This is a genomic window from Acinetobacter sp. CFCC 11171, assembly GCF_003268405.1.
Lineage (GTDB): Bacteria > Pseudomonadota > Gammaproteobacteria > Pseudomonadales > Moraxellaceae > Acinetobacter > Acinetobacter amyesii.
In genome coordinates this window covers 40,194-63,393 of sequence record NZ_LQXP01000015.1, presented here as the reverse complement: position 1 = coordinate 63,393, position 23,200 = coordinate 40,194, and the positions used below count along the sequence as shown (strand labels likewise).

Annotated in this window: 23 protein-coding genes and 1 pseudogene; 15 read left to right on the top strand and 9 right to left on the bottom strand. The window is 38.8% G+C overall.

Annotated elements, in window-relative coordinates; translation table 11 throughout:
- Window positions 1-27: 27 nt before the first annotated feature.
- Window positions 28-1,323 (bottom strand): Y-family DNA polymerase, encoded by a 1,296-nt coding sequence (locus AVJ20_RS09095; protein ID WP_078193941.1) that lies wholly within the window; start codon window positions 1,321-1,323, stop codon window positions 28-30.
- A gap of 15 nt (window positions 1,324-1,338) precedes the next feature.
- The gene (locus AVJ20_RS09090) at window positions 1,339-1,986 is read right to left on the bottom strand and encodes a LexA family protein (RefSeq protein ID WP_111884977.1); all 648 of its coding nucleotides are present in this window, start codon (window positions 1,984-1,986) and stop codon (window positions 1,339-1,341) included.
- A gap of 299 nt (window positions 1,987-2,285) precedes the next feature.
- Here AVJ20_RS09090 and AVJ20_RS09085 point away from each other — a divergent pair, with 299 nt between their 5' ends.
- From AVJ20_RS09085 to AVJ20_RS09035, 11 genes and pseudogenes are all read left to right on the top strand, one after another.
- Window positions 2,286-2,720, top strand: coding sequence for an I78 family peptidase inhibitor (locus tag AVJ20_RS09085; RefSeq protein WP_111884976.1), 435 nt, complete (start codon window positions 2,286-2,288; stop codon window positions 2,718-2,720).
- A 112-nt stretch (window positions 2,721-2,832) separates the two neighbouring features.
- Window positions 2,833-3,192, top strand: a complete 360-nt coding sequence (locus tag AVJ20_RS09080; RefSeq protein ID WP_078193938.1) for a hypothetical protein — start codon at window positions 2,833-2,835, stop codon at window positions 3,190-3,192.
- Between the two features lie 296 nt (window positions 3,193-3,488).
- Window positions 3,489-3,758 carry a hypothetical protein gene (locus AVJ20_RS09075; RefSeq protein WP_078193937.1) on the top strand — a complete coding sequence of 90 codons (270 nt, stop codon included), beginning with the start codon at window positions 3,489-3,491 and terminating at the stop codon, window positions 3,756-3,758.
- Between the two features lie 296 nt (window positions 3,759-4,054).
- Window positions 4,055-6,692: pseudogene (locus AVJ20_RS09070) on the top strand (bifunctional aconitate hydratase 2/2-methylisocitrate dehydratase).
- 200 nt (window positions 6,693-6,892) lie between these two features.
- Complete coding sequence (locus AVJ20_RS09065; RefSeq protein ID WP_171319250.1) at window positions 6,893-7,729, top strand: tetratricopeptide repeat protein; 837 nt, start codon at window positions 6,893-6,895, stop codon at window positions 7,727-7,729.
- 139 nt (window positions 7,730-7,868) lie between these two features.
- Window positions 7,869-8,084 (top strand): hypothetical protein, encoded by a 216-nt coding sequence (locus AVJ20_RS09060; RefSeq protein ID WP_111884974.1) that lies wholly within the window; start codon window positions 7,869-7,871, stop codon window positions 8,082-8,084.
- Between the two features lie 206 nt (window positions 8,085-8,290).
- Entirely contained in the window at window positions 8,291-9,514 is a 1,224-nt protein-coding gene (gene gltS, locus AVJ20_RS09055) for a sodium/glutamate symporter (protein WP_111884973.1), read from the top strand.
- A 95-nt stretch (window positions 9,515-9,609) separates the two neighbouring features.
- Window positions 9,610-10,242, top strand: coding sequence for a tetratricopeptide repeat protein (locus AVJ20_RS09050; protein WP_111884972.1), 633 nt, complete (start codon window positions 9,610-9,612; stop codon window positions 10,240-10,242).
- A 33-nt stretch (window positions 10,243-10,275) separates the two neighbouring features.
- A complete protein-coding gene (locus AVJ20_RS09045) occupies window positions 10,276-10,467 on the top strand; it encodes an SEL1-like repeat protein (RefSeq protein WP_111884971.1) in 192 nt (63 codons plus the stop codon).
- 203 nt (window positions 10,468-10,670) lie between these two features.
- On the top strand, window positions 10,671-10,883 hold the full coding sequence (locus tag AVJ20_RS09040; RefSeq protein ID WP_078193931.1) for a DUF4177 domain-containing protein: 213 nt from the start codon (window positions 10,671-10,673) through the stop codon (window positions 10,881-10,883).
- Window positions 10,880-11,092, top strand: a complete 213-nt coding sequence (locus tag AVJ20_RS09035) for a hypothetical protein (RefSeq protein ID WP_111884970.1) — start codon at window positions 10,880-10,882, stop codon at window positions 11,090-11,092. The genes AVJ20_RS09040 and AVJ20_RS09035 overlap by 4 nt, the downstream gene beginning before the upstream one ends.
- Window positions 11,093-11,177: 85 nt before the next feature.
- Here AVJ20_RS09035 and AVJ20_RS09030 read toward each other — a convergent pair whose 3' ends face one another.
- Window positions 11,178-11,663, bottom strand: coding sequence for an Lrp/AsnC family transcriptional regulator (locus tag AVJ20_RS09030; protein ID WP_078188537.1), 486 nt, complete (start codon window positions 11,661-11,663; stop codon window positions 11,178-11,180).
- A gap of 215 nt (window positions 11,664-11,878) precedes the next feature.
- Entirely contained in the window at window positions 11,879-12,739 is an 861-nt protein-coding gene (locus AVJ20_RS09025) for an alpha/beta fold hydrolase (protein WP_111884969.1), read from the bottom strand.
- A 174-nt stretch (window positions 12,740-12,913) separates the two neighbouring features.
- On the opposite strand from AVJ20_RS09025, the gene AVJ20_RS09020 reads away from it, so the two are divergent.
- Window positions 12,914-13,375 carry a hypothetical protein gene (locus AVJ20_RS09020; RefSeq protein WP_111884968.1) on the top strand — a complete coding sequence of 154 codons (462 nt, stop codon included), beginning with the start codon at window positions 12,914-12,916 and terminating at the stop codon, window positions 13,373-13,375.
- A 274-nt stretch (window positions 13,376-13,649) separates the two neighbouring features.
- Here the strand turns inward: AVJ20_RS09020 and AVJ20_RS09015 are convergent, their stop codons facing one another.
- Together AVJ20_RS09015 and brnQ are read right to left on the bottom strand one after the other, a co-directional pair.
- Window positions 13,650-13,886, bottom strand: a complete 237-nt coding sequence (locus AVJ20_RS09015) for a hypothetical protein (protein WP_078188534.1) — start codon at window positions 13,884-13,886, stop codon at window positions 13,650-13,652.
- Between the two features lie 558 nt (window positions 13,887-14,444).
- Window positions 14,445-15,737, bottom strand: a complete 1,293-nt coding sequence (gene brnQ / locus AVJ20_RS09010) for a branched-chain amino acid transport system II carrier protein (protein WP_111884967.1) — start codon at window positions 15,735-15,737, stop codon at window positions 14,445-14,447.
- A 349-nt stretch (window positions 15,738-16,086) separates the two neighbouring features.
- Here brnQ and map point away from each other — a divergent pair, with 349 nt between their 5' ends.
- A complete protein-coding gene (gene map / locus AVJ20_RS09005; protein WP_111884966.1) occupies window positions 16,087-16,881 on the top strand; it encodes a type I methionyl aminopeptidase in 795 nt (264 codons plus the stop codon).
- Window positions 16,882-17,203: 322 nt separating this feature from the next.
- Here map and AVJ20_RS09000 read toward each other — a convergent pair whose 3' ends face one another.
- On the bottom strand, window positions 17,204-18,118 hold the full coding sequence (locus tag AVJ20_RS09000) for a LysR substrate-binding domain-containing protein (protein ID WP_078188531.1): 915 nt from the start codon (window positions 18,116-18,118) through the stop codon (window positions 17,204-17,206).
- A gap of 279 nt (window positions 18,119-18,397) precedes the next feature.
- Between AVJ20_RS09000 and AVJ20_RS08995 the strand changes: the two genes are divergently transcribed.
- The gene (locus AVJ20_RS08995) at window positions 18,398-19,309 is read left to right on the top strand and encodes a LysR family transcriptional regulator (RefSeq protein ID WP_078188530.1); all 912 of its coding nucleotides are present in this window, start codon (window positions 18,398-18,400) and stop codon (window positions 19,307-19,309) included.
- A gap of 131 nt (window positions 19,310-19,440) precedes the next feature.
- Here AVJ20_RS08995 and AVJ20_RS08990 read toward each other — a convergent pair whose 3' ends face one another.
- Both AVJ20_RS08990 and AVJ20_RS08985 read right to left on the bottom strand, forming a co-directional pair.
- Window positions 19,441-20,349 (bottom strand): alpha/beta fold hydrolase, encoded by a 909-nt coding sequence (locus tag AVJ20_RS08990; RefSeq protein ID WP_111884965.1) that lies wholly within the window; start codon window positions 20,347-20,349, stop codon window positions 19,441-19,443.
- Window positions 20,350-20,374: 25 nt separating this feature from the next.
- Window positions 20,375-20,914 (bottom strand): PadR family transcriptional regulator, encoded by a 540-nt coding sequence (locus AVJ20_RS08985; protein WP_111884987.1) that lies wholly within the window; start codon window positions 20,912-20,914, stop codon window positions 20,375-20,377.
- Window positions 20,915-21,095: 181 nt separating this feature from the next.
- Here AVJ20_RS08985 and AVJ20_RS08980 point away from each other — a divergent pair, with 181 nt between their 5' ends.
- Window positions 21,096-23,120, top strand: coding sequence for an NADPH-dependent 2,4-dienoyl-CoA reductase (locus AVJ20_RS08980; RefSeq protein WP_111884964.1), 2,025 nt, complete (start codon window positions 21,096-21,098; stop codon window positions 23,118-23,120).
- Window positions 23,121-23,200 lie beyond the last annotated feature (80 nt).

Here is a 23,200-nt window from a genome sequence, read left to right as displayed (position 1 = left end):
GACTAAGCGGCGCTACAACATAGTGTTTCATTTCACACGAAGCAGTTCGTTCCAATTACTCAGGTAAGCGGGGGAACACAGATTTTTTTTCATCCGCCATGTTGCAGCATCGTCCTGCGCTAAGCCGATCGAGACAAAATGATGCCCAAATTTTTTTTGAATATCGTCGATGGTGTCGGACAGTTTCAAACGGCTTTGTCTTAACGCCATATCGCAAAACAAATCTGGGGTAAAGTTTTGTTTTGGAATGATTTCTAATAACACCACACCGGCTTTTTTATATTTAAATCCCGCTTTAAAGATTTTTTCGGCGGCACGCGTTGCTGCTTGGGTGATACTAATTAAGTCATCGGTATGCTCATTCAGTGTAATGGCCAGATAAGGTGCGTATTTTTCAGTAGAATTAAAGCGACTCGTTTGAATAAAAACTCCCACCATACGACATAGAGAATGATCTGCTCTTAAACGTGTGACGGCTCGCGCGATATATACACGAATAGAGGCCTTAATATCTTCCAGTTCGTAGACAGGCTGACCATAGGAACGACTACTGATAATTTGCTGTTTGCTCGGCGCTTCTTCTTCAATAGACAGACAAGATAGACCTTGCAATTCCAAGACGGTTTTTTCCATCACCACACTAAATTTTTTTCGAATATCTTTAGGCTGTGCATTGATCAGATCTAAAACATAATGAATGCCAAGCTGATTCAGGGCTTTTGTATGATTGCGACCGACGCCCCAAACTTCATTGACTGGTGTCTGCGCAAGGAGTTGTTCTGAGGAACAAGGGTCCATTTCAACTAAATTGCACACACCGTTCAAATAAGCATTTTTTTTGGCAAAATGGTTGGCCATTTTGGCTTCCGTTTTAGAGCGACCAATCCCGACACAGCAGGTTAAACCTAGCCATTTTAGGATCGTATCTCGTATTTCTTTGGCATATAGGCTCAAATCAAACAGTTCTTGATAGGCAGTGAAATCTAAAAAACACTCATCGATCGAGTAAACTTCACGGTCTTCGGGGCCGACATACAGGCCTAAAATATTCATAAATCGATTAGACATTTCGGTGTAGAGAGCATAGTTACTCGACAACACCTGAACATGATGCTGTTGGATTAAATCCTGAATTTGATAGACCGGCACAGCCATTTTAATCCCGAGGTCTTTGGCTTCCTGACTTCGAGATACAACACAGCCATCGTTATTGGACAGCACGACGACAGGGACATTATTGAGCTTTGGGTTAAAGACACGCTCACAACTGACGTAGCAGTTGTTAAGGTCAACTAACGCAAATATTTTATTTGCAGCTTTCATGGTGAATTCTTGTGTTTAGGTGTGTGATGAGCGCTTATAAAATTGCTTTAAATTAAAGGTCACAACACCCTGAACAACGATAGATTCGCTATCTGAAGGGATAATATGCGCATAGGCTGGATTTTCTGCTTTTAGCCAAATTTTGGGTAAGACTTTATTGGGGTCACCAAAAATGTCGGCAATTTCTTCTTTTGACATTTTTGCGGTGATCATCAATCGCTTTAAGGTGATTTCACGATTATCAATCAGTGCAACCACGATATCGCCATGTTTGGCTTCTAAGCTACGATCGACTAAAAAAGTATCATTAATTTCAAAGCCGGCATTGAGTAAAGACTCGCTATCGACATGCGCAATAAATGTAGCGAGCGGGTTAATTACCAAATAATCATTTAGGTCTAAGGCTTTTTCAAAAACATCTTTATTGGCGAAAGCTGGGCCAGCAGGAATACGTTCCAAGGCAACGGGAAGTTCAATACGGGTATTTTTCTGAACAGGCTGAACATTGAGCGAAGAATCCAAAAATGGATCCATAGATAGTTCTTGAGATTGCCTTTCAAGCAGGGCATTGATGGTGGGACTAGGTTTGCCATCTGCGCCCATGAGCTGTTGCAAAGACGACCAAGCTTCGTCCGAAAAATAAATCGGCAGTTTTTTTGACATATTTTGCTCCTACGCAACGTGGCGTGTTTGAAGAAAAGTACTTTTTTTAGCATACGCGTTGAGCAGGTCATTTTTCAAATTTATAAAACCTTTAAAATCAAAGCTGCGACAAGTTTAGTCGTTTTAAATATTGCAAAAATCATCATCAGTTCAAAGAAAATGACGTTCTGTATTTTGAACATAGGGCACATTGCTGCCTAATTACAGAAAGTGGAATGACAGCTAAAAATTTCAATAAACAACTCGTTTATTTGGCACAAACTTGGTAAGTTAAATTTTTATATTCAGAAATAGACTTGATGAAAAATATATGGATTTTAGCTGCACTGACAGCATTTATGGCGGGTTGTAGCACAACACAGCAAACTGAAACTACACCAGAAAAAATTGGTATGGCAAATCCAGCCAGCCAGTATTGTGTAGAACAAAAAGGTAAACTTGAAATTCGTGATGAAGCAAATGCTCAGGTCGGGTATTGCCATCTGCCAAACGGACAAGTGGTTGAAGAGTGGGCATTATTCCGTAGTAGCCAAACTGAATGTGTCGCGGATAAAGCCAAGACGCTGATTGGCCAAGCAAAATTGACTGAAGATCAGATTAAGGCGATTAGCCAAGCTCAAATTGTCCGACTAGTCAAACCTGGGCAGCCAGTGACAATGGATTATCGTGTAGAGCGCGTCACTGTCACGGTAAACCCAATCAATCAAAAGATTATTCAAGCAACTTGCGGTTAATTCAAACGCATAAAAAAGGCCCGAAAGGGCTTTTTTTGTTTGTTCGGCTGCGACTAATTTAAATGACAAATCCATTACGATCTTTTATATTGCCCCTCGTAAGGAGAAGTTCATGAAAAAGTTATTTGCTTTATCCGTTATGGTGGCTTTGGTCGGCTGTGCTGAAAAAAAACCATTAACCCCTGAAGAGCAGTGGCAGGGTTACTGCCGCAGTGTAGGTAATGCTGCACGTACGATTATGTTAGATCGTCAAAATGCAATTGAAAAAGACAAAGCAGTTGAGCATGCCAACAAAATTGAGGATGAAACCACCAAAGGATTTATCCTGAACATCATTGATGAAGTTTATGCCTTGCCGCAAGCTGAGATTAATACTGATGTTGAAAAAGCACGTGAAAAAATTCGTGCTGAGTTTACTGAAAAATGTATCGCAACACCGCATACCGAAATGCCAGATTATAAACCGTTCTAAGGAACGGTTTTTTATGCGAGAAAGCGCGTAAAGCAAAACCTAAAGGCTCTATTCAGCAGTGAGTAGTTACAACGGGGCAACTATCCGTTGTTTAGCCATATGATGGAGTTCATGCTTATTTTGCGAATGCATATTTATCTTCGGGTTACTTTGAATATGAGATGCTTAAAGATTTTAAAATAGCCTAAGCAGAGTGGAATACAAATTGTGACAACTTGCTAAATCATAAATATAGAAAAGCAAATCTTTTTAATGAATAATGAAATGGAGAATAAAAAACAGTAGAGGAGCAGAATATGGACGTTATAGGTTATATGCATCACTCAGATCTACTCCTAGAAGATGAACAAGGCGTAGCAATTATCGGTGGTGGGAACTACGTGCTCAGCATTGGAGATAAAGTCACATTACGCCAAAAAATAGATGAATTTTCTCAGCGTTATTTGGTCGATATCAGCTTTGCAAGTAATCAACATCAAACCACATGTCAGGACGAATGGTGCCTCAGATTTACAGGCGATCGAGCAGAACTTCAGCAATATATCACTGCAACCACTGTCCACTAAGGTGGAATATCCAATACTGATAAAAACAGGCAACATTTAGTTGCCTTTTTTTGATGGTTAATTTTAGTCAAAAGTTAATATGCGCAAGAAAAGCGTGTTCTAAGTATTGATTTTGCTTAATGTATAAACGATATGAGGATCATTTATTTATAAAATAACGGGCATCACGAAGAAACACTTGTAGTGCATTAACTTTTAACTGGAATTTTAGTAAAATTTAGCAGTCCATATTATTTGCGTAGCTTTATTTAAAGCAGGAATGCGTAAATAATTTTTTAAAAAAGAGGAATAACACCGTGCTAGAAGCTTACCGCCAACACGTTGAAGAACGTGCCGCACTCGGAGTCCCACCGAAGCCACTTGACGATGCTCAAACAGCTGCATTAGTTGAATTATTAAAAAACCCACCAGCTGGCGAAGAAGCATTTTTAGTTGATTTACTAGAAAACCGTGTTCCAGCGGGTGTTGACCAAGCTGCATACGTTAAAGCTGCTTTCTTAGCTGCTTTGGCAAAAGGTGAAGCGACTTCTCCACTAGTAACTAAAGAACGTGCGGTTTACCTACTAGGTACTATGCTTGGTGGTTATAACGTTGCTCCTTTAGTTGCACTTCTTGATGATGCAGAGCTTGGTGAATTAGCTGCTGACGCACTTAAGAAAACTCTTCTTGTATTTGATGCCTTCCACGACGTTGCTGATAAAGCAAAAGCGGGCAATGCGAATGCACAAGCAGTTATGCAATCTTGGGCAGATGCTGAATGGTTCACTAGCCGTAAAGACGTTCCTGAAGAAATCAAACTTACAGTTTTCAAAGTAACTGGTGAAACGAACACAGACGACTTGTCACCTGCACAAGACGCGTGGAGCCGTCCAGACATTCCGTTACATGCTAACGCAATGCTTAAAAACGTACGTGACGGTATCAATCCAGAAGTTCCTGGCGAAGTTGGTCCACTTAGCCAAATCAAAGAGCTTATCGCGAAAGGCAACCAAGTTGCTTACGTAGGTGACGTTGTTGGTACTGGTTCTTCTCGTAAGTCAGCAACTAACTCTGTACTTTGGTTCTTTGGTGACGAAATTGCTCACATCCCGAACAAAAAAGACGGCGGTTACTGCTTAGGTTCTAAAATCGCTCCGATTTTCTTCAACACTATGGAAGATGCTGGTGCATTGCCAGTAGAAATCGATGTTCAAAATATGAACATGGGCGACGAAATCACGCTTAAAATCGACCACGCTGCTGCTAAAGTAACTGCGTTCAAAGACGGCGTTCAAATCGCTGAATCTGAACTTAAAACTCCAGTTCTTTTAGATGAAGTACGTGCTGGTGGCCGTATCAACCTTATCGTTGGTCGTGGTTTAACAACTAAAGCTCGTGAAGCTCTTGGTCTTGCACCTTCAACTTTATTCCGTACTCCAGTTCAACCTGCAGCTACTGGTAAAGGCTTCACTCAAGCTCAAAAAATGGTTGGTCGCGCTTGTGGTCTTCCTGAAGGTCAAGGTGTACTTCCAGGTACTTACTGTGAACCTAAGATGACTACTGTTGGTTCTCAAGATACAACAGGTCCAATGACTCGTGACGAACTTAAAGATCTTGCTTGCCTAGGCTTCTCTGCTGACCTCGTTATGCAGTCATTCTGTCATACAGCTGCTTATCCAAAACCAGTTGACGTTCAAATGCAACACACGCTTCCTGATTTCATCATGAACCGTGGTGGTGTTTCTCTACGTCCAGGTGACGGTATTATTCACTCTTGGTTAAACCGTATGCTTCTTCCAGATACAGTAGGTACTGGTGGTGACTCGCATACTCGTTTCCCAATCGGTATTTCGTTCCCAGCGGGTTCTGGTCTTGTAGCGTTCGCTGCAGCGACTGGTGTTATGCCACTAGATATGCCTGAATCTGTTCTTGTTAAGTTCAAAGGTAAAATGCAACCTGGTATCACTCTACGTGACCTAGTACATGCAATTCCTTACGTAGCGATCCAAGAAGGTGACTTAACTGTAGAGAAGAAAGGTAAGAAAAACATCTTCTCTGGTCGTATTCTAGAAATCGACTTAACAGAAATGGAAACTGACTTAACTGTTGAGCAAGCGTTCGAACTTTCTGATGCTTCTGCTGAACGTTCAGCTGCTGGTTGTTCTATCACGCTTTCTGAAGAGAAAGTTGCTGAATACCTTAAATCAAACATTACTATGTTGATGGATGATTTCTGAAGGTTATGGCGATGCTCGTACTATGGCGCGCCGTGTAGAAAACATGGAGAAATGGTTAGCGAACCCAAGCCTAATCAAAGCAGATCCAGATGCTGAATACACTAAAGTGTATGAAATTGACCTTTCTACAATTACTGAACCAGTTCTTTGCTGCCCGAACGACCCAGATGACGCTAAATTGCTTTCTGACGTTGCTGGTACAAAAATTGACGAAGTATTTGTTGGTTCATGTATGACTAACATTGGTCACTTCCGTGCGGCTGGTAAACTTCTAGACAAAGTTCCTGGTGGTTCTTTATCTACTCGTCTATGGTTGGCTCCTCCAACTCGTATGGACGAACGTCAATTGATGGAAGAAGGTTTCTATAACATCTATGGTAAAGCTGGCGCTCGTACAGAAATGCCAGGTTGTTCATTATGTATGGGTAACCAAGCACGTGTAGCTCCGAACACTACTTGTGTATCGACTTCTACTCGTAACTTCCCGAACCGTTTAGGTCAAGGCGCAAACGTTTACTTAGCTTCTGCTGAGCTTGCTTCTGTTGCTGCTGTACTTGGTAAATTACCAACTCCAGCTGAGTACCAAGAATACGCAGCTCAAATTGATAGCATGTCTGCCGACATCTACCAATACTTAAGCTTCGACAAAATGGGCGACTATACTGACGCTGCTAAAGACGTCGATACTAAGAAAATTGCTGCTGCTCAATTAAGCTAATTTATTGAAAAATAAATTAAATTGAGTTAAAAATGAGGGCTGAGTAATCAGCCCTTATTTTATTATTAAAAGTATATTCCGAACTTTATACGTGTTTAAATTTAGTTAATTAGAATATTGTAAGTTGACTTCTGTCACTAGGTTTAAATTACTTTTAGAAAATATTAAGAAATAAATGATATTAAATTTACGGATTAGTTATGAACTTTAGAATGTATTTTTTACCTTTAGTTATTATAATTTTTTTAAACTCTTGTACCTCAAGCTCATCTGAACCATTAATTTTATCCGAACAGCAAGAGAAAAATACTTTGAATGAATATAAAGATATGCTGGAAAAGAAAAAGTATGAAGAAGCATATAAAAAATTATTAATTTTAGAAAATGTAAATAATATCAGTAGCTATGCTAAAAATGAGATTGGCAATTTTTATGAGAATGGAATTTATGTCGATAAAAATTTAGAATTAGCATTAAAATATTACGTTGAAGCTGGTAATAAAAATTATATTCCAGCTATTTATAATGTAGGAAGAGTTCGATTAGAACAAGGACATTATGCAGAAGCAGCATCAATTTTTAAGACGATTGAAAATGATAATTTCGCACCAGCTCTTAATTTAATAGGTGTGATGTATAATTATGGCTATAATTATGATGTAGATTTGGAAAATGCGCTGAAATATTATAAGAAGGCTGCTTTGCTAGGTAATCCAGATGCGCAGTTTAATATTGGCCAAATGTATTTTAAAGGAAATGGCGGTAATGAGGATTTTAAGGAGGCTTTCAAATGGTATACTTTGTCAGCAAATCAAAATTATTATCTAGCGAAAATTCAATTAGCAACATTATATTTTAAAGGATATGGTGTGGAAGCTAATATTAATACTGCTATTAATATAATAAAGCCATTAGCAATAGATGGCCATCCAGATGCTATTTATAACTTAAGACTTTATTATAAAATACTAAATAATTCAAAAGATTATGAATACTGGGATAAAGTTTGTAAAAAAACCCATGATTGTGATATTTGACTTTAAATTTTTTTAGAATCGATAGGGTGAAAATTTATTTAGAAATCTAGATGATTTAGCTCATACTAGTTTCAATCAAGAATTTACTACTGGGTGTAGATTTCGGTAAAATATTAGTGATTTAAGTGATGATGTGAAAATGCCCAAACAATCCCGCTTCCTCTGTATTGGTGGCTTCCTCAATGGAACACAAGTCAAAGACCAAGGTGACAGCTTTGTCTGTGTCGAAAATGGTAAACAGGTGACTTACCACAAAAAAGAAATCTTTAACCAAGATGCTTGGGATCAAGATTACTATGTCTGTGAAACCACCAGTGATAAAGAGGCGCATAACTGGGTATTCGATATCAAATAATGTCTCAAAATTCCTGTTTTTCAGTCATAAACGACCAATGCTTAGCACATCACATACGCTGAGCATTTTTATTTATTTCACTTATTAGACTTCAAAAATGTGTAGTAGAAGAAGGGGGGTAAATAGCTTATTTACATTTTTCTAGCTGAAAAAACTCCAATGATTATGTAAAAAGGTAAATAAAATTGAGCACTTAAGATTAAATTATGAATTATGAGCTAGATGCTTTTTTGACAATTGTCGTGGCGGTTTTGGTTTTATTTATCGGTTATTTCTTCGTACACAAAATTTCAATCCTGAAAAAATACAACATTCCTGAACCTGTAGCAGGCGGTTTGGTCGCTGCGATTATCACATTTATATTATTTAAAAACTTTAATATCACCGTAAATTTTGATGCCAAAATTCAGCAAATATTCATGCTGATGTTCTTTACATCGGTAGGCTTGAGCGCAAGTCTTGGAAAACTCAAAGAAGGCGGAAAAGCACTGGTACTGTTTTTAGGCTGTGTGATTGTATTTGTCATGCTGCAAAATATCGTTGGCATCAGTTTGGCCAAAGTTTTGGGATTAAATCCACTCATCGGCTTAATTACAGGTTCCGTAACACTTACAGGTGGTCACGGTACAGCAGGCGCATGGGGTACAGTCTTTGAACAAGATCATGGTATACAAGGTGCAGTCGTACTCGGTATGGCAAGTGCAACCTTCGGCTTGGTGATTGGCGGCATGATGGGCGGGCCAGTGGCGAAATTCCTCATCCGCCGTTTTCAGTTGGCAGAAGAACTTGTACCGACAACAGGCCGTAATGAAGCACCGCCTGCATCTGAAACGGCACCTTTCGAATATCCTGAAAAAACTCGTTTAATTACCGCAGATGATGCCGTCAAAACGATGGGGATGTTTGCCATCTGTATCAGCTTTGCTTATTTCATGACAGAGTTTGCTCGTGGACAGTGGTTTGAATTACCTACCTTCGTTTGGGCTTTAGCGTGTGGTGTATTTTTAAGAAATACCCTTGAGCTTGGCTTTAAAATAGAAATGTTTGATCGCTGTATCGATGTCTTTGGTAATGCATCATTGGCGCTGTTTTTATCGATGGCGCTGATGTCATTGCAGCTCTGGTTATTGGCAGATCTTGCAGGCCCACTGGTGATTATTTTACTGGTACAAACCCTCGTTTTAGCACTGTATCTGTACTTTGTAACTTTTAGAATCATGGGAAAAAGCTACGATGCAGCGGTACTTTGTGCAGGGCAGTGCGGCGTAAACCTCGGTGCGACGCCTACAGCGATTGCCAATATTCAGGCAGTGACCAATACCTATGGACCTTCACATAAAGCCTTTTTGATCATACCTTTGACAGGGGCGTTTTTTGTAGACATTGTCAATGCTGTGGTCATTCAGGCAACGATAGGCTTCTTTGGTTAATACTATATATACAGCTTTAAAAAATGCTAAAGCATCTAGATAGAGTGCTTTAGCATTTCATTTTTCACCATCTTATTGATCAAGAATAATAAACAATGAAAGTTTTAAAATATCAGTTGCCTTACATCAAATTGTGCATGCTATTTGTATTAACAGTACTTCCATTTTCCATAACCTATTCAGCTGAAATTGATGTCCAAAAGACCATAGTTCAAGCGCAAAATAACGAAAAGCAGGCGCTGTATGATTTGGCTGTACTGAAACATATGGGGCTAGAAGGTGTGGAGATTAATCTGCCCGAAGCCATAGCGTTGTATAAACGTGCTTCTGCCTTAGGGCACCGCTCTGCAAATCAAAATTTGGGATTGATATATTACAAAGGTGTCGGTGTAAAAGTAGATTATGTGGAAGCTGCAAAATGGTTTGAGATTGGTGCTGAAAGAAATTTAGAAGATTCAAAGCGTATGCTTTTGATCATGAATAAATATGAACTCATTCCAAGGAATGAGAAAAAATTGGAAAGTCTTTTAATTGAATTTGCTCATAAAGGCAAGCAAGAAGATATCGAACAATTGGCCGACTATTATTACTATACAAAGAATGATCTACTGCTTGCAGAAAAGCCTACAGTACTTTTAGCAGAAAAAGGATTGGCAAAATATCAGCACCGGTTAGGCATGATTTATTATAGAGGTACAGATGGAAAGCCAAACTATAAAAAAGCTTAACCATGGATTTTAAAGGCTGCGGAAGCAAATGATTTGAACGGAAAAATTAGCGTAGCAAGTTTTTATTTAGGTGGGCTAGGCGTACAGCAAGATTTTGAAAAAGCTGCTGCATGGTTTAATTCGGCTTATGAGCAGGACCCTGTGAAAACATGTGAAATTCACAGTCTCGTTTTGTCAGAATTGAACAATGAAACACAACAATGTGAGCTGAGTAGAAAACAATAAAAAGCCCCGTGGTTAGGGGCTAGTCGTATCACTCGCGTGATACTCATATAAGGCTCATCTCATACTGCGTGTATTAAAGCATAAAATTGAAAAAAATGCTGAGCAAATTGACAGTTAAAACTTGGTTGTTTTAGGGAAAACCGATCGTTATACTTTGCTCTGAACATTTGTTCATTTCACTATAACCATAAAGAACTATATTGATGAAAGAATATAAAGTTGTTATCTATCAAGAAGGTATGCTGGGATCTTTGCTGCTTGGCTCTTCAAAAGTTGATCCTGTTAAATTCACCAATTTTTTAAATCAAAATGCACAGCAAGGCTGGGCTGTGATTACAATGGAAAAGGATATCCGTCGTATGCTGCTTTTTTGGAAGCGCGAAGCTTATGTAGTTGTTTTGGAGAGAGAAAAATGAAATACGGTGTCTTCAGTGCACTTATTATTTCAGTTTTATGGGGTTTATTAGCCATCTCTCAATTATGGTTTGTGTTGCTCAGTGTCGAAGTATTTACCAAAATAACCATCACAGTAGCGATCTTAGAAGCCATCATTATTATTGCAACATTGGTCATACGTGAGTATTTGACAGATAAAAAATTGAAAAAAGATGGCTATATAGATTAGAACACATAAATAGGGTAATTGAGTGCTGAACTCAATTGCCTTTAAATTTTAAAGTCATCTTATAGATTAGATCTATATTGGCTCATTACTCAATCATCATAAGGTCAGCACTGCTGGCAGATTTTAATTGTCGTAGCGCAAAAATAGAGCGGGTATGGCGTATACCTTTCATAGAATATAAATTTTTACGTAAAAAACGCTCATAGTGTTCAGCATTTTTAACTGCAACTTTCACCAAATAATCATAATCGCCAGTGACTAAATGTGCTTCTACCACTTCTGGCATATTGGCTAAAGTTTCACTAAATTGATCTAAAATTTCATCATCGTGACGTTCTAATGTGATTTCAATAAAGAATAATTCATTGATCCCAATCGATTTTGGGTTGATGTTGGCTGTATAGCCGTCGATAATTTTTAAATTTTCTAGACGCTTTAAGCGTGTCCAACACGGCGAAGAGGAGAGACCAACACGTTCAGAAAGCTGGGCTATGGTGAGTCGTCCATCTTCTCTTAATGCGGATAATATTAAACGATCAATTCTGTCGAGGTTGTGTCGTGCTTCACTCATGCCAAAATAGAATATAATTGAGAAAAAATAGTTATATCATTTTTTGCAATGGTCGGCTGATGAAAATAAGTACACTTAAACGTTCAGTGCAGATTTTAAAGATAGAAAATAGAATATGTAAGCTGTCAGGCAGTTTGAATGAATCTAAAAGTAGAAATTATTGTGCAGTCCATAAAAAGACCACTCAGCCGGATTACTGACTGAGTGGTAAAAACTTAAGCGTGTAACTGTTGTTCAATGATCGGCCATAGGTTTTGATGTGATGATTTAAACATCAACATATGTCCGATGGCTTTATGACCTGTTTCTTTCGGTTTTAACTCAATCATTTGAGTCGAAGCATTCGGGTATAAGCGCAGCAAGTCTTTGACATTGGCTTCCGTGGCAATTTCGTCATCGGAGCTCCATACGGCGGTGATCGGGCAGCTCACTTTTTGATGAAAATCATGCTGAACAGTTTTGCCTAAGGCATTGATGACATAACCAGGTTTGCTACAAAATTCAGCCCATTCACGAGCTACATCTTTTGGCAAATTTTCCCCCATGCCAATCGCATTGGTCGGCCCATAGCCAATGGTATAGCGTGCAATCGGGAAGATCACATTAAACATCACCGGAGCTAAAAGCTTGGTGCGACCTTTAAGTTCTTTAACATGTCCTGTAGAGCCAGAAACAGCAACCACTTTGGCAACTTTGTCATAATTTGGAACGATACCTAATAATTGTCCGCCTGCGCTATGACCGAGTAATATGACTTTAGGCGCTTGCGTTTTACTGATTAAAGCGTCGATTGCCGCAGGGATATCGAGCTGCCCCCATTGCACAATACTTGCTGTCGATTGTTTTAAAGGGCTATGTAGCGACTCACCAATACCACGAAAATCAAAAACTAAAACGTCATAGCCTTGTTGGCTCAACCATGTTGCATAGCTATTATAAAATTGCTTGGTAATGCCTGTAGCTGGACAAATCAACACAGGTAAAACCTGTTTTAGGTCTGTCTGGTGCGGATAAAAGCGCGCACTCAGCGAATAGCCGTCTTGGCAATGAATCGTGAGTTTTTCAGATGATGACATGATTCAAACTTTATGGATGTATTCCGATGCCTCTAATTTACACAAGTTCCAAAAAGAAACCTGAAAAGAGTATGACTCTAAAGTCATGTCATAACAGGTTTGAAGTAAGTATTATTGGAGAAGAAATACAGATAAAAATAATGTGTGTAATTGAACAATGGATGTAAATTAAAAATGGACATGCTTCAACTTTCGGGTGCAGTAAAAATTGCGATAGTCTTTAGTGGGATTTATTTATGGGTAGGTATGCTCACGGGTGTGTGGAAATATGCACAAATAAGAAAGTCTGAACTGGCACGTGCGCATTATTATGTCGATATAGCACATCGGAGCAGTTTGTTATACGCCCCAGCGACACTCATTTTGGCGGTATTGGCCTATTTTTCAGCACTTCCACATACACTCAATTTACTGTTTGTAATCATCAATCTGTTCTTTTTTAGCTTTTCGATTTTAAGCTATATACTGCATGGCTATTTAGCCGATACCACCAATCAATTTAAAGTCCCGCACGTCTTAGGCAAATGGCATTTACCTAAATGGATGATGAGTATGGCAATGCTTGGATTGGTGATTGGCGAGTTAATTGCAACACTCGGTTTGCTCTTTGGAGTCATTGTTAAATTTTGGTTTTAAACAAAGCAATATCAATTAGAAATGGTTTGCATGAGATTGGAAGCTAATCAGGAGATAAAAGCTTTTAAAGTGCAGACGATGGCTATGTAGAAGAATTTATAAAACAAAATTTGAAGTTCTGCAGAATTGAAAATTTATGAGAAAAGGCTGATGATTTTCTGGTTATTTTAGGGATTATTTGTATTGTTATTTAAAAAGGGTTAAATGATCGAGAAGGTAGGGATTGGCATCTTTTCTTTTTTCAAGATGGATGATGCCTCATCCATCTTCTAACTTAAAATTCTGTTGATTTTTGCTTTCGATATTTGTGGTCAATGACTGCCCATAAATAAAAGGCCACCGAGACAATAAGCGCATAAGCAAAGTATTCAGGTCTTAAATTTCCTTGTATTAAGCCTTGAATAAGTAGTGTCAGCATGAGAGCAATAGTGGTGCTTGTATAGGTCACCATGTTCTTATTTGCCTTCAGAGCGTTAATGAAGAATTGCTTTTTGAAATGTACTGATAACATCTCCACCCCTCCGTGTTGTTGTTTAGCCAAAACCCATGATTTTGGTCAGGTTTGAACTACTGTTGTACTTCGAAACTAGAAGTATTTCAATAGTAAATGTCATTATTTTGTCATAAAACTATGTTAGATCATCATATAAGAATAATCATTTTATTCATATACTAAATATTATGAATCTAAAGGTGTTGACTGGTGAGTAAAATGATCGATGCATAATATCTATGTATGAATAAGCAATATATATACCAACACGGGTATATCGGCTTTATGACACGAAACCGCATAGCTTACAGTCAGAATCGGGCTTAATCATGGAGTTTGTGTACAGTGTATTTTGCAGAAAGTATTTGTATTTTAACTATTATTATATTTTGTAGCCAAATGGTTGGCTTTGTTTCTCATTGTGAAAATAAAACTTAATCTCAAAGTTCAATGACTTAGCAATATTACGCTGTAGTAGGACAAATAAAAGTCAGTTTGGGTAAAACTCGACAATTATTGGTCACAGGTAAAATCGTCATTCGGGTAAAACTCCGATTTTAGACAGGTCAAAAAAGGTTATTTTTTAACTTTATCAATTACAGCAGCAATAATCAGCACAATCACTGATGGCATCAGCCATGCTAAATTTTGTTGAGCAAGTGGTAGATTGGCAATAACGCTTGGAAGTGCATCTTCGAAACCAGCCACTTTTAAACCATCAAAAATACCGAAAATAAACGCACATGCGGTAACAGGCGCAATAACTCTTGATGGTGAAATAAACCATTTAGAGCAGAAGCTAAGTAGGATAACTGCAATCGCAGGTGGATAAATCGCACTTAAAACAGGCACTGAAACAGCAATGAGTTTGGTTAAACCTAAGTTTGAAATAAGCAGTGAGAAGCCAACTAAAATGAATACAAAAACTTTGTATGGAATTTTAGTCAATTCTGAGAAATATTCAGCACATGCGCAGGTTAAGCCTATCGCAGTCACCATACATGCAACAAAAATCATCGCAGATAGGAAATAAGCGCCCATATCACCAAAAGCATGTTGTACATATGCATGCAGGATCACTGCACCATTTGTTGCATTTGGAGCAATATCATGGCTGCCCATACCGAGTTTGAATAAGCTGATATATACCAGTGTAAGTCCAATACCAGAAATAATACTGGCAATGACAGCATATTTGGTGACGAGCTTACTATCCGTTACGCCGCGTGAAGTAATGGCTTTGACGATCACAATACCAAAAACTAAAGCGCCTAATGTATCCATGGTTAAATAACCATTTACTACACCTTCAGAAACTGGTGCAGTTACGTAGTTATCAATTGCAGGTGGAATCACACCGGCAGGGATAAAGAACGCAGAGATACCCAGTATAACGAGGCCTAAAATCTTGAGTGGTGAAAGGAAATAACCTACGGTATCTAAAATTTTATTTGGGTAAAGTGAAACAATCGTCACCAATGCAAAATAAATCACGCTATAAATCAGCAGACTGTTTGCGCTGTTACCAAAATAAGAAGAGAAACCAATTTCATAAGAAACGGTAGCTGTACGAGGTGTTGCAAATAAAGGTCCAACAGCTAAGTAACACGCGACAGTAAGGATAATGCTGGCTGCTTTACCCAGAGGTGAACTTAAAACTTGAATAGAACCTTCTACACGCGACAAAGCAATAATCGTGATGACAGGTAGGCCAACTGCAGTGATCAAGAAACCAAATGCAGCTAACCAAACATGTTCACCCGCTTGCTGTGCGACAATTGGTGGGAAAATAATGTTGCCTGCACCAATAAACAGTGCGAAGGTCATAAAACCTAAGGCAACAATATCCCGTGTACGAAGACTTGTCATAAAGGGGAGATGAACTGTGAAAAAAGGCAATTTTAGTGCAATTAAGCTCGTTTTTGGAGCAAAATTTATAAATCGTATAGATAGTTTTTATAATACGAATTATGAATATATTGACAGATAAAATAATGTTTTATTTATGTTTATGATAAATAAAAGAAATTTATTGTATATAAATTTTTTATAGGAATATGTTTAACTATTAAGATTTATCAGATATAAATCAATTGTTCTAATTTTCAGCACTAAATAGGATGCTATAAGCCGAATAAATGCAGAAATATTGGCTGAATAAAACAAAAAAAATCTAAAAGGTCTATAATTTGGTTTATTCAAATTTGAGGATATTCAGATGAAAGCTTCCAAAATAACGATTAAAACCGAGCAAGATATTGAAAAATTACGCATTTCAGGTCGTTTAGCTGCTCAGGTTTTAGAGATGATCGGGGAGTATGTCAAGCCGGGCGTGACCACTGAATATCTAGACGATATCTGTAATGATTTTATCGTCAACACACTTAAAGTGATTCCTGCCAACGTTGGCTACTATGGCTATACCAAAACCACCTGTATTTCACCGAATGAAGTGGTTTGTCATGGTATTCCTTCGAAAGAAACTGTATTGAAAGATGGTGACATTATCAATATTGATGTTGCCATCATTAAAGATGGATATTTCGGTGATACCAGTCGTATGTACTATGTGGGTGAGGTTTCGCCTGCGGCTAAAAAGTTAGTCGAAACTACTTACGAAGCGATGGTTGCAGGGATTCATGCTGTTAAACCGGGAGCAACATTGGGTGATGTCGGCTATGCCATTCAACAAGTTGCTCATCGTGAAGGCTACAGCATTGTACGTGAATATTGTGGTCACGGGATTGGTAAGGTTTATCATGAGCAACCAAGTGTTTTACACTATGGTCAACCGGGTCAAGGTGTCATTCTGAAAAAAGGCATGGTCTTTACCATTGAACCGATGATTAATAGCGGTAAAGCGCGTACTAAAGAGTTAAAAGACGGCTGGACAGTAATTACTGCAGACCGTTCTTTATCGGCACAGTGGGAACATATGGTTGTTGTAACCGATGCTGGTTTTGAGTTGTTATCTCCATGGCCAGAGGGTACAGGCGAATATCCCGCGATCTAAGCTCTGTAGTGTTGTTAATGCCATATCTGCTGTGTTCAAATGATTGAAGTTAAATAAAATTATACAGTTGTATATTTTTTGACTTTAGTCTAGGAGTTCGTGGTGGTTATGGGTGTTATCGTTTTTAAGACTAACTACATTTCTCTAAGTCTTAATTTGTAAGGCTTTGCCTATAGCTAAAAAAATCAGTTAGAGCTATTAACGATTTAATAAAGATGTATTTTATTTATACAATAGCCCTACAGATTCTGCTGTAGTTTCTGATTTTACTTAGTTTTTAAGTTTTCGCTTACCCATCACATGGGTAAGCTTTTTTTTTTGCTTAAAATTTAGCGTGTTCATGTTGGCTGAGTTTTTCAACTAAATAATCAATGAATACACGTACAGCAGGTAATAAGCCACGACGAGATGGATAAACAGCATGGAAAATACCATGTGCAGCTTTCCATTCAGGTAGTACACGAACCAAAGCACCTGATTTCACGTGATCGGACACAATACTGTCGGGTAATAACACCACGCCACAATCTTGGCAGGCCAGTGCAGCTAACATAGACAGGTCAGAGCCCATCACGGTTGGGTTAACTTTGATTTTTTTCTGATGATGCTGTGCATCGGTCACAATAATATGTTGATCGAGATGCTCATCCGCCATACTTAATATTTGATGCTGAGATAAATCTTCAGGTTGTTTGAGTTCACCAAATTTATTCAGATACGCCTGACTGGCAAATAAGTGCTGCTCAATCGTTTCAAATTTACGAATGACTAAATTGGGGTCGTCGTCTAGATTTGAACGTACACGTAGCGCAAGATCGAAGCCTTCATTAATGATATCTACGCGCCGATTGGTCACCATCATTTGCACTTTAATTTCTGGATATTGCTTTAAAAATTCAGGCAATATTTTGGTCATTTCATTTTGCGCGATGGAAACAGGTAAGCTGACTTTAATTAAGCCGCGCGGCTGCGTACTGAGATGATCAACCAAATCATGTGCGGCTTGAGCGGCATTCATCATAACTTGTGCATGGCGGTAGATATTCATACCAATATCTGTAACAGCAAAATGTCGTGAACTACGTTGAATCAGGCGGACACCTAAACGTTCTTCTAAGTTATAGACCCGACGACTCAGTTTTGATTTTGGAATATCTGTTGCACGTTCGGCTGCACTAAAACCACCATGTTCGACCACTTGGGCAAAACAATAAAAATCATCTAGATCACTCAGCACTGTTCTTATTCCATATTTGCAACGATTTTGCTAATTAACTTGAATTGTTTCATGAAGTCAATCACGTTTTGTAGTTTTTCATGTGAGAAGATTGAGCAAAATTGCCAAGACTAAAGTCGGGTTAACCTTGTAATCGTTTCACATTAGCATGACCAAACAATAAATGTGGTGTATACATCTTTTAAATAACCGAATTTGAAGGATGTGATTTGAGTGTCGTCCTGATATATTCAAATAAAAGACCATTATGAAAGAAATTCGACATTAAAGGACAATGTCATGGAATTAAGACATTTACGTTACTTTGTTGCCGTTGTAGAAGAACAGAGTTTTACGAAGGCTGCTGAAAAGCTATTTATTGCTCAACCTCCTTTAAGTCGTCAAATTCAAAATTTAGAAGAAGAGTTGGGGGCACAGCTTTTTGAGCGTGGCAGCCGTCCTTTAAGAACCACCACCATTGGACGTTTCTTTTATCAGCAAGCTGTGAAATTACTTTCCAATGCAGAAGAAATTAAGCTCATTACGCAGCGGGCCAGTGCTACAGAACGTACCATTAATATTGGGTATGGCGGTTCGTTACTCTGTGGTTTATTACCTCGAATTGTTTATTTGTTCCGTCAGCAATATCCACACTTAAATGTAAATTTAATTGAACTGAGTGCAGTCGATCAGATTCAGGCATTAAAAGAAGGTCGGGTTGATGCATGTTTTAGCCGAGTTCGAGTGTCGGATCAGGCGGTTAAACGTGTGCTATTGCGTGAAGAGCCACTAATTGTTGCGGTGCATTCGAGTCATCCTTTATCTTCACAGCAGCAGATTGCATTAAATAATCTCAAAGATGAGCAGATTTTTATCTATCCAGCAACGGATGGTCAAAGTTATGCAACGCTAATCAAGTCGTTGTTTTTAGAATATGGTATGGAGCCGAAACGCTTTAACACTCAAGCTGATTTGCAGCAATCGCTAGGCATGGTTGCCGCAGGCGAAGGCATTTGTATTGTTCCTGAATCTGTACAAATTATGCAGTTTAGGCATGTGAATTATGTGAAATTATCGGATAGTGCTGCCATTAGCCAAATTTATTTGATTGTGCGGAATGATGATGAAGGGGAATTGGCACGTCCTTTATTTGACTGCGTTTACCAAGTGTATGATTTGGAAGCAATTGAATACGATCGTCGAGTTTTCTAACACTTGTTTTAGCATTAAAAGCAATTTGATTTTGAAATTAATTTTTAAGTTACCTATTAAGTAAAACCATCCTGTATATAAAAAAAGGCTCAATCTTGAAGAGTATTGAGCCTTTTTTTTATTCAGTCTTATTAGATCGCTTGTTTTAAGAACTTGGTGATTTCACGGCTAAATTTGACCGGTTCACTGAGCAATGGCGTGTGCCCCGATTTCTTAAAAATGATTTGCTCTGCATTAGTTAGGCTGTCAGCAATAATTTTTTGACCTTGGGCAGGATAGAGGATCGATTTTGCACCTGTGAAAAAAGTTGTTGGTGCGGTGAGTGCTGCAATGGCTTCACGATAATCTTCAGTATGGTTTAAATAATTTTGAATATACCAATATAAATAGGCCACACTTTGTGATGGTAACATCAGCTTCTGTAAAGTTGGTTGTTGGTATGCAAAACGGAAAGCGGATAATGCATAAGGATTGCTATTTTGTAAGTCTATGAATCTTAACCAAGCATCGACCAGACCTTGACGGTCATGTTTATTCATCTGCTGTGCAAATGGCACGGAGAGGTTAGTTACAAGTACCTTCGAGATGTCTTCTAAAATACTTAAAAACTCAGTGTGGCGTTTACCATATAAACCATATTGCCAATCTTCATCTACTCGAATTTTCGGCGTTTGATCGATGTGCAAATAACGTTTAATTTTTTCAGCAAACTGACCGTATTTTAAACCGTGCATGGTGGTCGTTGCCCCCATGGAGTAAGCAATCACCGTGATTTTATCGTAACCAAGCTGGGAAACTAAGCTGTCAATATCTCGCCAATGACTTGAAATGGTGTCCATATTTGGAATTTGACAATGTTTAGAACCGCCAAATCCACGCCAGTCTGGAATGATAAATTTAAAATGCTTTCGGTGTTGATATAGAAAAGGGTGCCATTGCCAACTTTGCATGCCGAGTCCAGATAAAACCAGGATGGGTTCTCCTTGACCATATTCACGAACATACAGTTGTTGTTGATCTGGCATTGTATAGTGCGGCATGCGGCTTCCTATTTATTTTTTTGTTTTAGCGATTAAATTTATGCAACTGTGGAATGATGGTTTCAAGCCATTTGATCCAACCGATTTCCAAATCAATCCCAAGCTGTAAAATCATTTTATGAATGTACAAAGTACGGTCTTCATCATGCGCATGTGCAAAGTCTTTTGCAAAAATAGAGTGGTACACTTTTAGTTTTTCTTTGTGAATTTCTAGATGACGTTCTAATTCGGGTAATACGCCATTTGTACCCAGCTGAGCTTCTGCACGTAAACGAACCATCAACTCTTCACGTAATTGAGCCGGAGGGCTTTGCTCAACCATCCAATTGGCTAATTCAACACGTCCAAGCTGTTCAACTTGGTAGGTTTTTTTACGGGTTGTACTGTGCTCATCTTCAATGGTGCTGATCCAGCCTTTTTGCTGCATACCACTGAGTTCACGGTAGATTTGCTGATGTGTCGCATTCCAAAAAAAGCCCATAGAGCGGTCAAAACGGCGTGCAAGGTCGATTCCTGTACTCGGTTTTTCAAGTAAGCTCGTGAGTAAAACATGGGCTAAAGACATATATGGCTCAGTCAAAATAGTTTTGTACTTTTTATTATGCAACATGTTGCATAAAAATCAAATCTCGCATATAAATTAGTGCAACAAGTTGCAAAAATCTTGTATGCGTAGATGGAAATAGAAAGCTCGTATACAAGCGAAGATAAAAATAGCCAGCTTTTCAGCACGCTAAGGAGAAAAAATGTCAAATTATCCAAATTTATTGGCACCACTAGATTTAGGTTTTACAACGTTAAAGAACCGTGTATTGATGGGTTCTATGCATATCGGCCTTGAAGAAGCACCGGGTGGCTATGAACGCATGGCTGCTTTTTATGCAGAACGTGCTAAAGGCGGTGTAGGTCTGATTGTAACCGGTGGTATTTCTCCCAATGATGATGGTGTGACATTTGCTGGTGGTTCAAAATTAGACTCTTTAGAAGAAGCAGAAAAACATAAAGTGATTACGCAGGCAGTACATGATGCTGGCGGTAAAATTGCGATGCAGATTTTGCATACAGGTCGTTATTCGTATCAGGCCAATAATGTTGCACCTTCATCAATTCAAGCACCAATTAACCCAGTAAAACCGCAAGCTCTAAGCACAGCAGACGTCGAACGTACGATTAATGACTTTGCTCGATGTGCTCAGTTAGCACAAACAGCGGGTTATGACGGCGTCGAAGTCATGGGGTCGGAAGGTTATTTAATTAATGAGTTTATTGCTGCACGTACCAACCACCGTGATGATGAATGGGGTGGCAGTTATGAAAACCGGATTCGTTTTCCAATTGAGATCGTGCGTCGTACGCGTGAATTAGTCGGTGAAAATTTTATTATTATTTACCGTCTTTCTATGCTGGATCTGGTTGAAGGTGGTTCGACTTTCGAAGAAGTTGTGCAACTTGCAAAAGCCATTGAAAAAGCCGGTGCAACTATTATCAATACCGGTATTGGTTGGCATGAAGCGCGTATTCCGACCATTGCAACCAAAGTGCCACGTGCTGCATTTACATGGGTGACCAAGAAATTAAAAGGTCTTGTGAATGTTCCTTTAATCACCTCAAACCGTATTAACACTCCTGAAATGGCTGAGCACGTACTTGCTTCGGGTGATGCAGATATGGTGTCCATGGCACGTCCAATGCTGGCTGACCCACGTTTTGTAGAAAAAGCAGAACAAGGTCGTAGTGATGAAATTAATACCTGTATTGGTTGTAACCAAGCCTGTCTAGATCATATTTTCTCGATGAAAATTGCAACATGTTTGGTTAACCCTCAAGCTTGCTATGAAACTGAACTGATTTTTAAAGAATCTGCACAGGTGAAAAATATTGCTGTGATTGGTGCGGGACCTGCAGGTTTAAGCTTTGCAACTTATGCTGCAGAGCGTGGTCATAACATAACTATTTTTGAAGCATCGAGCCAAATTGGTGGGCAGTTTAATATTGCGAAAACGATTCCTGGTAAAGAAGAGTTTTATGAAACGCTGCGTTATTTCAAACGTAAAATAGAACTATTGCCTCAGATTAAATTGGTATTGAACCATACAGCAACGTATGAAGAATTAGCTCAGTCTGATTTTGATGACATCGTGGTGGCGACGGGTGTAACACCGCGTCAGTTAGATATAGATGGTATTGATCATCCAAAAGTATTGAGCTATTTACAGGTATTACGTGAACGTCAACCTGTTGGCAAACGTGTAGCAATCATTGGTGCAGGCGGTATTGGTTTCGATACGGCTGAATATTTAACGCATGAAGGTGAAAGCGGTAGCCTCAATCCTGAGAAATTTTATGATGAATGGGGTATTGATACCACTTATGCGCAAGTCGGTGGCTTGAAACATCCAGACGTCGAAGAATCGCCGCGTGAAGTGTATTTATTGCAACGTAAGGCTAAATCGGTTGGTGCTGGCTTAGGTAAAACCACGGGTTGGATTCACCGTACAGGTTTAAAACACCGTGATGTGAAAATGATTGCGGGTGCAAGCTACGACAAAATTGATGATCAAGGTTTGCATATTACCGTTGATGGTCAACCACGTATTTTAGATGTTGATCATGTGGTGATTTGTGCAGGTCAGGAATCCTATACCGCGATGTATGAACAGCTACAAGCAGATGGGAAAAATGTGCATTTGATTGGTGGTGCGAAAGAAGCAGGTGAGTTAGATGCTAAACGTGCCATTCGTCAAGGTGCAGATTTGGCTGCGGTGATTTAATCAGCCTCATACTAAACCACGACAACTTCATTCAATTTAATATGCAGTTGTCGTGCTTCCTCTCCATTTGGGAGAGGAGT

Coding starts and splice junctions, on each gene's coding strand:
- AVJ20_RS09060 (WP_111884974.1), top strand. CDS start 7,869: ATGCCCAAACAATCCCGCTTCCTCTGTATTGGTGGCTTCCTCAATGGA.
- AVJ20_RS09080 (WP_078193938.1), top strand. CDS start 2,833: ATGAAAAAGTTATTTGCTTTATCCGTTATGGTGGCTTTGGTCGGCTGT.
- AVJ20_RS09035 (WP_111884970.1), top strand. CDS start 10,880: ATGAAATACGGTGTCTTCAGTGCACTTATTATTTCAGTTTTATGGGGT.
- AVJ20_RS09015 (WP_078188534.1), bottom strand. CDS start 13,886: ATGTTATCAGTACATTTCAAAAAGCAATTCTTCATTAACGCTCTGAAG.
- AVJ20_RS09050 (WP_111884972.1), top strand. CDS start 9,610: ATGAAAGTTTTAAAATATCAGTTGCCTTACATCAAATTGTGCATGCTA.
- AVJ20_RS09085 (WP_111884976.1), top strand. CDS start 2,286: ATGAAAAATATATGGATTTTAGCTGCACTGACAGCATTTATGGCGGGT.
- AVJ20_RS09025 (WP_111884969.1), bottom strand. CDS start 12,739: ATGTCATCATCTGAAAAACTCACGATTCATTGCCAAGACGGCTATTCG.
- brnQ (WP_111884967.1), bottom strand. CDS start 15,737: ATGACAAGTCTTCGTACACGGGATATTGTTGCCTTAGGTTTTATGACC.
- AVJ20_RS09040 (WP_078193931.1), top strand. CDS start 10,671: ATGAAAGAATATAAAGTTGTTATCTATCAAGAAGGTATGCTGGGATCT.
- AVJ20_RS09030 (WP_078188537.1), bottom strand. CDS start 11,663: ATGAGTGAAGCACGACACAACCTCGACAGAATTGATCGTTTAATATTA.
- AVJ20_RS08995 (WP_078188530.1), top strand. CDS start 18,398: ATGGAATTAAGACATTTACGTTACTTTGTTGCCGTTGTAGAAGAACAG.
- AVJ20_RS09065 (WP_171319250.1), top strand. CDS start 6,893: ATGAACTTTAGAATGTATTTTTTACCTTTAGTTATTATAATTTTTTTA.
- AVJ20_RS08985 (WP_111884987.1), bottom strand. CDS start 20,914: ATGTCTTTAGCCCATGTTTTACTCACGAGCTTACTTGAAAAACCGAGT.
- AVJ20_RS09020 (WP_111884968.1), top strand. CDS start 12,914: ATGGACATGCTTCAACTTTCGGGTGCAGTAAAAATTGCGATAGTCTTT.
- AVJ20_RS09095 (WP_078193941.1), bottom strand. CDS start 1,323: ATGAAAGCTGCAAATAAAATATTTGCGTTAGTTGACCTTAACAACTGC.
- AVJ20_RS09075 (WP_078193937.1), top strand. CDS start 3,489: ATGGACGTTATAGGTTATATGCATCACTCAGATCTACTCCTAGAAGAT.
- gltS (WP_111884973.1), top strand. CDS start 8,291: ATGAATTATGAGCTAGATGCTTTTTTGACAATTGTCGTGGCGGTTTTG.
- AVJ20_RS09090 (WP_111884977.1), bottom strand. CDS start 1,986: ATGTCAAAAAAACTGCCGATTTATTTTTCGGACGAAGCTTGGTCGTCT.
- AVJ20_RS08980 (WP_111884964.1), top strand. CDS start 21,096: ATGTCAAATTATCCAAATTTATTGGCACCACTAGATTTAGGTTTTACA.
- map (WP_111884966.1), top strand. CDS start 16,087: ATGAAAGCTTCCAAAATAACGATTAAAACCGAGCAAGATATTGAAAAA.
- AVJ20_RS08990 (WP_111884965.1), bottom strand. CDS start 20,349: ATGCCGCACTATACAATGCCAGATCAACAACAACTGTATGTTCGTGAA.